Source organism: Duganella sp. Root336D2 (genome assembly GCF_001425005.1).
In the GTDB taxonomy this organism is placed as follows: domain Bacteria; phylum Pseudomonadota; class Gammaproteobacteria; order Burkholderiales; family Burkholderiaceae_D; genus Rugamonas.
In genome coordinates this window covers 1-12474 of record NZ_LMDB01000017.1, presented here as the reverse complement: position 1 = coordinate 12474, position 12474 = coordinate 1, and the positions used below count along the sequence as shown (strand labels likewise).

Here is a 12474-nt window from a genome sequence, read left to right as displayed (position 1 = left end):
TGTCCATAATCGAATTTGTGGGCACAACTGCTGTGCCAAAATTCAATCATGCTGGGACGAAATTATCCCGTCCAGACGGTACTCATAAGACGCTTACGCACAGGTAGGTACTCTGCAGGCCGCTCGATGGTGTGCCGGGACGCGAGTGCTAGGCGACCGAACTCATGCAGCGGCCCGGGGAGGGCGTGGGCACGGCGGCAAGTACGTTTATTTGCGCATAGTGGGCCGTGGTGAAGCCGCCGGGGCGAGGGGATGACCTACCCCTACCGCTGAGCTTGCGTGGCACAGCAGGGCAGGGAATGAGGCTCACGCAAAAATTCACCCGTCGTGCTTGAGTGAATAACAGGCAAACTTCCGCTTTCGCCCCAACTCGGACCTTCGCATCTAATATCGAATTCGCCCCTGAGCGGACGATCATGGGAAACGTCAGTTAGGCTAATTTTCCGTGACAGTGCTTGTAACGTTTCCCACTTCCACATGCGCATTTTTCATTCCTAGATTGTTTTAGAAATGTAGTCCCTGTTTTTCCAGGTCCGCCAATCTGAAAGTCACCACCAATTTCGAAGGTTGCGTCGCGAACAATGGATCTACCGTGGCCGACACCGAATGTAACGCCGGAACCCTTAATATCAATTGCAACCTCATAGCCATCAAACTCAAAAGTCCCCCCATGATATTTCGAACCGCGTCCTTCAATTAGAAATTTTTCGTTTTCGCGGCATGTGATAGAAATGTCGTCATATTTCATGTCTAAGCGTTCAACGACTAAACGGTGTGGAGGTTCAATACGCAGAACCAAAGAAAAAACTCCGTGTCCACTTCTCAGTTTTATCCTCGCACCACTAATCTCGGCGTCCCAATTGGCACCCAAAACTTGGAACTCATTATTTACAATTCGTAAGTTGTCATCATCCTCGGGATTGCGAAAAATCGCGTTAATGTTGAACGGGCCGCCTGGAACGGATGGGGGGCCAACAGAAAAAATGCTTACGCCATCGATCGAAATAAGCGATTCCACATTTTTTGCAGTTAATGTTCCAAAAACTATTTCTGGCGCAGAGGACCCTAAGTCAAAAATCCCCCAGGAGAAACCCTTTGATAAGCACGCAGGCGCACTAATCTTTTCCATTATTGTTGCAGTTGATAAAAAACCGCGCGTCTTTTGGTCATGACAACCACCGCATAATAGGACGATTTTTTCGGGATCGTGTTCCTTTGCATCTTTGTATTCGTTTTCAATATGGTCATATTGATAGAACGCAGATCCACAAATCAAGCAACCAAAACCATCTCTTTGGCGAACAAGACGTTTTATTCCCGCAGGTATCGTACGTGAAAGGTCATATCGGTTCAATTGACATTCCTTGATAAGGTATTTCTCGATGCAGGTCAAAAGTCCCTCATGGCCAATGCCAACTCGTCAGCTATTGGCCGAGTTCAGCCCAATTTAGGCCACCGAAGTGGTTAGAATGCAGCGGGTTCTCACCTGCTTCTTGAACTTAGTATATCGGACACGTCTCGCCAGTTGATGAACGGCGGTAGTTCATTCCCACCAAGAAATGCGGTGAATACTTCCGCAATTTCTGTATGGTTAAACCATTCATCCGATTGCAAAGCAATCTCGCCGGCCCCGAATACTAGTCGAGTCCCATCTGGATAGTTGGAGTTTTTCTCCAGCTTGAATCCACGAAAATGGCGGCCCGTAGCCGCATCACGACGCTCCAGCATACAGGTAATGCCGCCACCTGCGACTTGCAAATAATTTCCGTGAACGTCGCTTAATGAAGCGAACGAATTCGGACCAAAGCTTTTAAGGCGCGCTATGGCGTTTCTTACCTGCGTCTCATTCGGAGCGAGGATTGGGGACTTCATCTCGACTTCTAGTTTCATAAAATTCGTTTGTCAGCTTTTGGCCGAGTCGAGACATCTATTTGGCATCTATCCAACCGGGAATCATACTTTTTCCTAGCCCTGATCGGTCATGCCAGTCGATGTGGGTATCAAAGAGATGTGCGAATATCTTCTTTCGAAACGGAATTTCGATAATCATCTCGGGAGAATTTTGCTGAGAGGCCAAGCGATTGTGGGCACTCGCCATAACCGCCGATAAGACGGCTGGTTCATTCTTCTCAATTAAGGACAGTTGGGCCATCCATTCATTAAGATCGGCCTCGGTAAATGTTCGCGGCCCTTTCTTAGCAATGTCTGCCAAAAGGTGCAGGTACGACTGAGCGAGTTCCGCATGCTGCCTTGCCTTGTCGCTCCATCCGAATAAGAGCGAAGGAAGGGTAACCAACGACACAATCACACCTGCGACGGCTTTACTTCCCGTAGTATCTAAGAACGAACTAAATGCCGCCCCGCTTGCAATGAGCGACACACACTTAGCCCAGCGGTCGCACAGCACAAAAAAACGCTCTCGCTTTCGATTGTAAATTACGCTCAGGTCGCAGCGATAAAGTATTTTCGTTCTTTCGTTCCAGTCGTAATCCGAGACAATTTCCTGTTCACTCATTGAAGACATCCTAAATATGCAAATGGTTCCAGCCGTCGACTTTGGGGTTGCAATTGGCCGACTATACGTGATCAAGCCGGGCACGCTTAATTTTCAATGTGTCGAACAGGGATACCATGCTGAAGCGCCGAATCGTACACACACTTTGCCAATTCATCATCCTCAATCACCAAGACTGAGTTAGTTATCTCGTTTGTCGGCAGGTATCGGGGGGTATCGAGAATTCTTTCCAACACGTTCAAACCTTCGTTGCGACAAGCGTCCGCCACTCTACGAGCATGCCTGGAATCAAATCGTCCTAGGAAAAAGATCGGACATCCGCGCAACCGCTCAGTTGCTTGACTAAGGGGCAGAGATTTAAATTCCGACACCGAACGCCTCACCGCCATCAGTTCTCGAGGCGATGGGCCATCGGGTCGTTCAAACTTTAGCGATAGTTCGATATCACTTCCATAGTGGCGCGTCAGCACCCATCCTGGCTGAGAACCATCCCAGAGATATTGAAAATCAAGAACGTCCGATGAACTCATAATTCTAAAAGTAGAATCTTTGCGAAATAACTTCACAGTCCGAAACGCGATGACCGCTCCTGGCCGAGTCCGGCCTGTGACCAAGAGAATATCATCTTACCGAGCGGGAAAATACGCGGAATCTCACACCTAGAATGCGCTTCACTTGGGGGCGACTCCCGAGAGGCGGTGGATAGACGGCCCGCTGACGGCCATGTAGCAGCGAAGGGCTAGCAGAGACCAGCATGTTGGGCCGCAGCGGCACGACCGAGGGACAGCCATCCCGAGGGCCTAGTGGCGCGCCTGCGTGGCACCAGGGACCACTATCTGTGCCTTGGTCGAATTGGAAGCGGTCGATGATTGGGAACTGGGAAATTCGGCAGATGGTGCTCGTTGTTGCCCCTGGCTGAGCATCGTGCTTGGTGCATTCTTCTTCGCCAGGCACAACCATGCATTGGCCCACTTGGCAGCATATCGGCGAGTAAGGTCGTCAGAGGCATCGGCAAAGCGATCCAGTGCCAGGCTGGACCGGAACCTTGCGTATTTCGCTTTCGAGAACTTCTTTGAGCTGAAGCAGACCATCTGCTGATAGTGCGCTGCTGATTCTATTCCAACCTTGATAATGGTCAATGCCGAGCAAAACTCTTCCGCTCGGAACGGGTAATGCTGGCGGAGGCTGGAGGTGAACTTAAAGGCCTCTCTTATGCTCCCGATTGATTGCAGCATCCAGGCTGAAGTCGGGGTGAAGGACCTCCCACAACTCCAAATTCAGTGCTTGTGCTACACGCTCGGCAGCATCCAGTGTTGGCGTTACATCGCCACGTTCGATCTGGCCCACATAGGTGCGGTGCAGATCTGCGATTTCGGCAAGCTTCTCTTGCGAGAGGTTCCTAAGGCGGCGGACGAGGCCGACATTCCGGCTGAAAACCTGCTTTGCGTTCTGCGTATGAATCGGCTTTTCCATTCTTCAAGCTTGTCGAAATACACGCCAAACCTCTACAGATCATGAAATTCAGCATGATGACTAAATGCATCTATAAGTTGTAAAGTGGTAACATTGGAAGTAAAAATGCACCAACTTGGCATCTTGGGACGCAGGCTCTTCGACGGGTTTCTGAACAAGTGCTTGGTTGGGTTCAACAACAAACTGAATGTGATGGAGGCCAAATGGCTTTGATTTTGTGTGAAGAATGCCATAAGGAAATATCAGATAAGGCACTCTCATGCCCATCTTGTGGCGTTCCCCGGCCCGCAAACGTCGATAACCAAACTGTACCTACGCCGACCGTTCCTTCTCGTCCAAAGCACTTGAAGTTTCGAACGGCTTTGAGATTCCGCTCCGATGCTGATTTATCGGAAATAAAGAAAGCACTGGCGGAGAAGATCAACGCAATTGATTCGAAATTTGATAGTTCGACAATGTGCAAGACAACGAGCGGAATCATTGATCTTGTGGTGGATGTTTCAAAAGAGGAGAGGGATTGCCTTATTTCAGTCGATCACAATTTGCGGAAGAAAAGTCTCAACGGTGCGGCCACAATGTTGGTGGGAATTGTTTTAATTCTCCTTGCGTGGATAATTTTTAATGGGTGGGCCGCTGTTGCCGTTTTGGTGGTCCTTCTGTGGAATAAGCACATAGAAGACAATAGCATCTCTGTCGATAGATTAGATGATTGTCTGTCAAGCCTAAAGGCAGAGTTCGAAAAGAAGTAGAGTTAATTATTCTAACAATTTCAGCTTCACCGACATTGCGTTGGTGAGGCTTTTTTTTTATTCTGATCTGAAAGGTCACATGAAATTGACTGAGACAATGGAACGAATGGGAAGTACGGGATGTCGGCACTTAAATTTCACCATCATCGTCAACTGGAAGGAAAGGGGATTCGGATGCTCAAAGGTATGTGCATACTGCAATTGGCGCGGCTCTCCATTGCTGCCACAAGGGCCTCAATCGCTAGAGGAGGTTAGGGGATTTGTAAGGAAATGTTGTAAATCATTTATAACGATTAGTGGTGGCGGTGATCCACTTTATCGCTTTGAAGAGAACTTTCCGTCATTGCTGTCGATGACGGGCACCATCAAGGAGGAAGGCTACAAGGTCCGAATCATTACCAGGGAGGTGAAGCACGTGGCAAAGTTGAAGGGTGTTGTGGATCATGTCTCGATTTCCCTGGACGACGATGTGCTGCAACAGATCGACAACTACCAGCATCTTCTGGATAGCGCCAGCCAGCAAATCGACGTTGAGTTCTCCTTGGTGCTGCCGCCTTTGCCAATGGCAGGCCTGCTGGAGTTGAAGCCTCAGTACGCGGCATTGCATAAGCGGCTAGGGCGAAGGCTGGTGCTGCGAGAGAACTTCAACAGCATCTTCCCCGTTGACGCAGCGAGCATGGCATTCGGCCATAGCGGCATAGTGTTCGTTCCGAAGGCTTTATGCCTGAATAGTCGATACCTTTCGACCATCGACTGCACAGGGCATGAGATCGTGCAGGACAACGCAGCACTGGCTGGCTTTCTTATGGGGCATCCTGATGCATACCTCTTCGGCGGCTTCGTGAAGCATTTGATAGATCCTGTGATGCATCTTGAGTACAGCGACTTGGATGTAATCACGACCAATGCTGGCTTGATGGAATCGCTGGGCCAGCAGTTCGGCTTCATGTTCAAAGAGGTATCCCCGGAAGGCGCATATCCCCGATACTTCATGGGCAAGTCCATGAGGGCAGGGAAGTCTGTGCAGTTGATCCTGATGGACTCGGAGGTCGATGCCAAGAAGTTCATCTTCAATGCACAGTATGCCGTCGATCGTGTCGGTTTCAATAGGGGCTTCTTCTTCGATACCATGATTGGCGAGGATGCGATACATGATGCCATCCACAACAAGGTCGCTCAGACGGTGCCAGGCACACGCAGCCTTGAACTATTCCAGCCGGATCGTCTTCAGGTCGAGCAGCGGCACAAATCCAAGCTAATCAAGAAAGGGTTCCTAATCGCCAGCCATAAGTAGCAGTAGGCAGCATCAGCAGCACGTCACCAATCCTCGCCGCATCCCCTTTTAGTTTTACCTTCCCACCGCCAGCAGTAGCACCGCCGCAGTTCAGCAGCTTTTCAGCATCGCAGCATTTCACGATTTCAGCATACTCAAGCACCTGTCGTGCCCGACGACCTGACGCCCATACAGGCAGGGCTCGTCGCGTCGTCGCGTGCGTCGCTTCCACCCACCAAAATTTCCATGAAGGAGTTCCCATGCCAGCAACCATCTACGTCACCACCGAGGCCTATGAGACCGCACAGGCCACCAAGGATCTGGACTACTACGACCGGCTCAACCTGAGCGAAGGGACGCCAGATTTCGACAAGCGGCCCGGCTACCACTTGAAGAACGCCAACGTGCTCCAGCTGGTGGTTCTGCCGGAAGGTGCAATTGTCATTGACCAAAGCACTATCGGGCGTCCACTTTCAATGTCGGCCCCTGCCAACCTTCGAGGCTGCATCTTTGAAGGCGCTCCGAATCTTCCTGAAGGCTATGCCGACATCATCGCCTACTGGTCCGGCGCAAGCATCAACTTGAATACGTCTGGTGCTGCCTACTTCCAGTGTGCGCTCAACGAGTACATGGTGGATCTTGGCCCTGATCCGCTCGAAGAACCTATCGTCAACGACCGACTGCTATCCGAAGGCATCGTCTTTTTGATCTCGGGCGTATCTGCGCTGGCAGAAGGCTTTCCCGCTGACTGTTACATCGAGGTGAAGTTCCCCATTGACGCTGCAATGCTCGGTGTCGAGCCTGAAGACTTTCGGTCCACGAAAGACTACGCGGTTGTGGCGAATGAGAACGCGCAGTTCGACAAGGTGTACTTAAAGGTGGCCGACATATTGGCATCGCCTGATCCTGATCGGATCTACATCGAGCTGCTGCGAAACGAGCTTATCGATTACGGCTATTGGTACTGACATCCAGCTACAGCAAGGTCTTTGCGAATTTTTAGCCATCTTATATGAAGGCGCGATTTGCTTTCTACATTCTAACCACAGGAGAACCATATGCAAGATTCCATTAACCATGATGCAGAAATGAGGGTGCTGAAAGAAGCAGTGTGCCCGTCGCTGTCAGGGCGTTCGAGCCTGACGTACCACATTGGATGCCGCAGCGATCTTCTCGATAAGGAGGGTTCGGAGTTCATCGAAGGCATCAGCTTCCGCATTCACCACAACACAGGAAGCGGCCTATTCAGCAATCAATGGGTATCGGTCGAATCGCTGAAGCCCATATTCGATAAGGGGAAATCGGAAGATGCGGTCACATCGGCATCGCTAAGTGCTGTCTTTGCTGGGTCGTCCGTCAACACCGCTGGATTCATCCTGGCAGTGCTGAAGGCGGAGGGGCTGGTGGTGCACATGCCCGAAAAGCGGCGCTATTACCAATGCAGCAGTTCCGAGCAGTTCTTCATTGAACTGAAGAAGCTATGTGGGGCGGTCAATGCTGAAGGTGCTGATATGTCGATTGCACCCGACGACAAGGGCGCGCCCAGTGCTGCCAATGGTGACGGGCCGGATATGGCGATTGCGAATCCCGAAGCATCGACGGCCAAGCTTATGCCCATTGGGAAGGGCAAGAAGCGATAGATGGTACTGACGGAGTTGTAGTCCGCAGGTCGGCCGGGGCTTTGGCGCAGAAATTCTTGAAGCTAAAGGAAGTCTTTCGTCCTGACCTTTGACCCCGGAGAACTCCGAACCATAACCGACCGACACCGGCAACTGGGTTTCATAGATGGCCAATCACCATAGAGAAAGGATTTGTATTGCTCGCATCCGCGACTTCCGTAGCCCTAATTTGCATAGTCGGACTTGCCTTCTCCAGCACGCAGCAAAGTGCAATGGCGGGACTGCTCGTTCTGCTAATCATCTGTCCCAAGGCCATTCTTATGGCCTTTCTTTTTATCTTGATCCTGCTGGCGGTGGGATCGAAGCTCGACTAAGGAGTGCTGTATGTCTATTTGTGACGCCATGATTGATGCTGTCGAACAGGTGCTCCTCTGGGAGATTCCTGATCGTGATGTTGGGCGGGTGGCGAGCTACCAAGCTGCATTGATGGCGAAGGTGCATCCGGAGTTGATCTACTCGAACCACATGGATCAATTGGAGTTGTGACCACCGGGCTTCGTTAAGTTTCCGGTGCGGCTTCGGTGTGGGGCGGTGCATGCGGACAGTATCTGCGGACGCCCTACATTTTTCTGAATAATTTAGCTGACCAAGTCGATGAGAAACAACATAGTAGTGATGCTGGATAAAAGGGGGGTACGAGACCAAGCACTGTCTTGGCTAATAGTCGGAGGAATGAATCGAAATGACCATTGAGGGAGGTTGCCGTCGTCGCAATGAAGGGGTGACAGTGGTGGAGGCGGCGTCAGATCGTCGGGTTCGTCGCTTGATGCCGGCTTTTCATGGGCCAGAATCGGTGCGCAAGGTACAACTCCATAGGTTTTGATTTGCTCGGCAATTTGGGACGGTCCGCTTTATATTGGTAAGAGCATTCCGTCGTATTTAATGTGGAACGGAATTTTTATATCACCAGTATCTATATGACTTACTTTGAAATCAACTCAGGCGAAATTTTCTAAAATCACCCGTTTCGCTTAGCATTTTTTATGGTAAAGTTCGTCTCCCTTCACGAAGAAGGAAGCTTGAATTAGGTGCCCATCCGACCAAGCTAGGCGCCGATGGGAAGCAGGAAGCAGCCTTTGCTTCGTGTGCAAAATTCAGTGATCGAGTGCAGCCTTGTGTCCATGCAGGGCGAATCAAAAATCGCGGTGAACATATCTTCGGGCAGTGCCCACCTCAAATATGGACGAACCTAGACACTGCCTCACGGCTCTGTTTGGGGAACACAAAAGTTTCAGCAAGCGCAGTACAACTTACGAATCCGTTATCCGAGTACAAGGCGACAGGTCGTCGGGTGCGTCGGGTGCATCGGCCCTTGTCGCGGGGTGTTTGGCGACAGGTCGTCGGGTTCGTCGGATGGATTGGCACTTTGCTGGGAAGTCTTAACACTTTTGCCGAATAATAGATATGTCACACCTGAATACATGCAACACCGATGCAGAAGTAGCGGAACTAGTAGTGCCAGAACCAGTAGCAATTTCGCTACCTAAGCCAGCAGCGCCGGAGTCTGCATCGCTTCCGGCAACGAGCCAAATGAACAAAGTTCGTAAGCTTGAAGCCTTCCTCGATCAAGGTAAGCCTTACGTCCGAGTTGAGGGTGCAGGGAATCCATCTGCGCTCGCAGTAGGAAGCCAATTGCTGAACGCCTTGATTCGCAAGCAGGCACGCGAAGCTGGGCAGAAACTCAAGCAGTCTGCTCTGGAAGATATCAACGAAGAACTTGAGCAAGATGCTGCCGAAGCTGGCCGCACATACAAGACTTGGAATCGAGTGGCACCAGTCGAGGGCGGTATTGAAATTGACATGGGCGACGAACTGAATACACGCGTTCGGATTTCCAATGGGGGCGTTAAGATCGTTTCCAATGGATCGGAAGTACTGTTTCGTCGATACAAGCACTCTATGCCAATGGTGATGCCTGCTGAAGCTGGCAGGGGCGACATTAAGCTGCTTAAGAAGTATCTCACCAACATGGACCATGTCTCGTTCATGCTGCTCACTGCTTGGCTTACTTATACGCTGGCGCATCCCAAAGTATCAGCATCGAAATACGTAATCTTGCAAGTGTTGGGAGGGCAGGGTTCCGGCAAGTCTATGCTGACGAAGCTTATTAAGCGTTTGATCGACCCTGCCGCAACAGATGCGCAGATTATGCCAACAAATGGTGTCGATCTTGGAATCGCTGCGCAGCAGTCCCACGTGCTGTGTTACGACAATCTGCGCGACATCAGTAAGAGTATGTCGGACCTGCTGTGTACGGCAGCTACCGGAGGGGTCTTCACTGGACGTCAGCTTTACTCGAACGATGAGCAGCACGTGATCCCGTTGCATGTCGCCTTGGTACTAAATGGAATCCATGCCTTTGTTAGCGAACCAGATCTTGCTCAGCGCTGCTTGCCGCTACAACTAAAAACTATCCCTGCTGCGAATCGTAGGTCCGAAATGGAAATGGAAAAGGAACTGGATCGTGACTTACCGCTTATCCAGCGCGGGATCTTTGATTTGATCGCAAAGGCTCAGATTCAGTTGCCGAAGGTTGAATTGACGTCGCCTGAGCGAATGATCGATTTCTGCAAATGGCTGGGAGCGATGGAACTGGCGAACGAAGTACCGATTGGAACTTATCAAGACCGTTACAGCGACGTCCTGAAACAGGGCCAACGGGATGCAATTTTGGATAGCGTTCTTGGTGCCGCTGTACTCGAATTCGCGGAAGGACTTGATGATGACGGTTGGGCAGGAACACCTACTATGTTGTTGAGCCAGCTGAACTTCGAAGTTGAGCAAAACATCCAGCGATTAAGGGCATGGCCGAACAGCGCGGCTGCACTTTCTAAGCGATTAGCGCCACTGCAAGCTCCACTTCTGGCACAAGGTATCAGTGTCGAATTCAGCCGCCCCAAGGAGCGCATCATCACAATCAAAAAAATGGAGCAAAACTAATGACGCACCCGACGACACTGGCGATGATCGAGCTAAAACGAGCGCTGGCATCGGCGAGCAGCACCCCTGACACGACGCGCAAATACGGGGGCGACCCGACGATACTGACGACCGTGACGCCCGCTGCAGCCTTTGATGCTGACATTCTTGACGGCCCCGCATGGATTGCTGTGGTGGATGGTAAGCATGTGGACGGTGTCCTATATCGGCGCGTGAAACGTGATGTCATGGCGCAAATTCCAAATTTGGCAGCGGGACGCATCTTGCCGATGAAGAAAATCTGCTCCCCCAAGTTTTGGGATTCTTTGGATAGCGCGGACAAACGCCAGGCTGGCCGGTGCCTCATGAACTTGGTCATTACCAATGAAGTCAATTTGGCGCTCGTGTCCCTAAACGGTTCGAGCCCGCAGTTGTACTGCAAGACATAAGGCAGGCATGGGTCGGTAGATCTATGTAAATACCCGTAAGTCTGCCGATCGTTTCCATCAACAACAATCAACAAGGAGTATGCATGCCAGTAGTAAAACTCACAGATACATTCATTGTTAAAGAACTGAAGTGTCCTGAAGGTATGGCCCGTATCGAATACTGTGATGCCGACCGCACCGGCCTATACATCGAGGTCCGTGCTACAAGTCCAGGGCAGGGCACCTACTACCTGCGTTACAAGAACGCCTTAAACAAGACCGCGCATCAGAAGCTAGGGCGAACCACTGAAATCAATTTAGCGGAGGCCAGGAAGAAAGCCAAGCAGGAAAAGGCGAAGATCACAATAGGTGCTGATCCTCGTGCCGAAGAACGAGCAAGGAAGGCAGTCATTACCTATGCTGACTTTTTCAACGACCACTATCTGCCCCATGCGAAGGTTCATAAACGATCATGGAACCGTGACGTGCAGTTGTTCAGGCGGATCGATGAAATCTTCGGCAACAGGCGTCTGAATGAAATCACGCGGCAGCAGATCCAGAAGTTCCATGGGCAGGTCAAGGAAGATGGTCTGTCACCAGCTAGTGCGGACCATCATCTTAAGCTGATCCGCCATTCGCTGAACTTGGCGGTGGAGTGGGAGATGTTGGACAAGAACCCTGCGGCACGTATCAAGCAGTTCAACGCTGATAACAAAAAGATGCGCCTACTGCGTGATGAGGAATTGCAGCGGTTGCTGTCTGTGCTGCATGCCAATAATCCGCCGATGGTGTGTCAGTTGGCGTTGTTCCTGTTGTCTACAGGCGCTCGCTTGTCTGAGGCCTTAAATGCTGAATGGAGTCAGGTTAGCAGGCCATCGCGACTTTTGATGGTGCCAGCGACAAACTCTAAGTCCAAACTGGAGCGAGGGATTCACTTGAATGATTCGGCACTGAAGATATTGGACCGCCTGGGGACGGAGGGGACGCATGCGAACCTGTTCATTAACATGCAGACCAACGAGAGGCTGAAAGTAGTCGGGAAAGTCTGGCGGCGACTAAGGGAAAAGGCGGAGCTGCCTGAACTACGCCTGCATGACCTTCGGCATCAATTTGCATCAATGCTGGTCAACGCCGGACACACGATTTACGAGGTACAGAAGCTTCTTGGTCACTCAGATACAAAGGTAACTGAGCGATATGCCCACTTGTCCTCGAACACGTTGCAGAAGGCAGTTAATACAGTGTCGATTGCGTTGATGGGAAGCGGTCGCGCTGCGGCTATCGAGCAGGGAGAGTTGCTAGCGGCGTAGATGGGATAGGGGAGGCGGTGCATGTACTGGCTATAGTGGCCCCCGAAATTGAGACGGTGGTTTAAGCTGTCGTCCGCGAAAGGATGATAGCAAATGAGTGAAGGCAAAAAACGCAGGGTGCATACGGC

General features: G+C 51.0%; 13 protein-coding genes. 8 read left to right on the top strand and 5 right to left on the bottom strand.

The window, feature by feature from the left end:
- Window positions 1-430 precede the first annotated feature (430 nt).
- From ASD07_RS30205 to ASD07_RS30200, 5 genes are all read right to left on the bottom strand, one after another.
- A complete protein-coding gene (locus tag ASD07_RS30205) occupies window positions 431-1393 on the bottom strand; it encodes an HNH endonuclease (RefSeq protein ID WP_162246561.1) in 963 nt (320 codons plus the stop codon).
- Window positions 1394-1482: 89 nt separating this feature from the next.
- Complete coding sequence (locus ASD07_RS30855; RefSeq protein ID WP_229207170.1) at window positions 1483-1890, bottom strand: hypothetical protein; 408 nt, start codon at window positions 1888-1890, stop codon at window positions 1483-1485.
- Window positions 1891-1927: 37 nt separating this feature from the next.
- Entirely contained in the window at window positions 1928-2515 is a 588-nt protein-coding gene (locus ASD07_RS15685; protein ID WP_055932139.1) for a hypothetical protein, read from the bottom strand.
- Window positions 2516-3315: 800 nt separating this feature from the next.
- A complete protein-coding gene (locus ASD07_RS30850) occupies window positions 3316-3750 on the bottom strand; it encodes a hypothetical protein (protein ID WP_156398021.1) in 435 nt (144 codons plus the stop codon).
- Complete coding sequence (locus ASD07_RS30200) at window positions 3713-3988, bottom strand: helix-turn-helix domain-containing protein (RefSeq protein ID WP_082507357.1); 276 nt, start codon at window positions 3986-3988, stop codon at window positions 3713-3715. Before ASD07_RS30200 ends, ASD07_RS30850 begins: the two co-directional genes overlap by 38 nt.
- 203 nt (window positions 3989-4191) lie before the next feature.
- Here ASD07_RS30200 and ASD07_RS15675 point away from each other — a divergent pair, with 203 nt between their 5' ends.
- The 8 genes from ASD07_RS15675 to ASD07_RS15645 all read left to right on the top strand — a co-directional run bounded on the left by ASD07_RS15675 (window position 4192) and on the right by ASD07_RS15645 (window position 12346).
- On the top strand, window positions 4192-4737 hold the full coding sequence (locus ASD07_RS15675) for a hypothetical protein (protein WP_156398020.1): 546 nt from the start codon (window positions 4192-4194) through the stop codon (window positions 4735-4737).
- A gap of 79 nt (window positions 4738-4816) precedes the next feature.
- Entirely contained in the window at window positions 4817-6031 is a 1215-nt protein-coding gene (locus ASD07_RS15670) for a radical SAM protein (RefSeq protein WP_156398019.1), read from the top strand.
- A gap of 239 nt (window positions 6032-6270) precedes the next feature.
- Window positions 6271-6978, top strand: coding sequence for a hypothetical protein (locus ASD07_RS15665; RefSeq protein WP_055932125.1), 708 nt, complete (start codon window positions 6271-6273; stop codon window positions 6976-6978).
- 90 nt (window positions 6979-7068) lie between these two features.
- A complete protein-coding gene (locus tag ASD07_RS15660; protein ID WP_055932122.1) occupies window positions 7069-7650 on the top strand; it encodes a hypothetical protein in 582 nt (193 codons plus the stop codon).
- A 363-nt stretch (window positions 7651-8013) separates the two neighbouring features.
- Window positions 8014-8175 carry a hypothetical protein gene (locus tag ASD07_RS30845; protein ID WP_156398018.1) on the top strand — a complete coding sequence of 54 codons (162 nt, stop codon included), beginning with the start codon at window positions 8014-8016 and terminating at the stop codon, window positions 8173-8175.
- A 1044-nt stretch (window positions 8176-9219) separates the two neighbouring features.
- The gene (locus ASD07_RS15655) at window positions 9220-10629 is read left to right on the top strand and encodes a hypothetical protein (RefSeq protein ID WP_055932119.1); all 1410 of its coding nucleotides are present in this window, start codon (window positions 9220-9222) and stop codon (window positions 10627-10629) included.
- Window positions 10629-11057 carry a hypothetical protein gene (locus ASD07_RS15650; protein ID WP_055932116.1) on the top strand — a complete coding sequence of 143 codons (429 nt, stop codon included), beginning with the start codon at window positions 10629-10631 and terminating at the stop codon, window positions 11055-11057. Before ASD07_RS15655 ends, ASD07_RS15650 begins: the two co-directional genes overlap by 1 nt.
- A gap of 83 nt (window positions 11058-11140) precedes the next feature.
- Window positions 11141-12346, top strand: coding sequence for a site-specific integrase (locus ASD07_RS15645; RefSeq protein WP_055932113.1), 1206 nt, complete (start codon window positions 11141-11143; stop codon window positions 12344-12346).
- The last annotated feature ends 128 nt before the right edge of the window (window positions 12347-12474 follow it).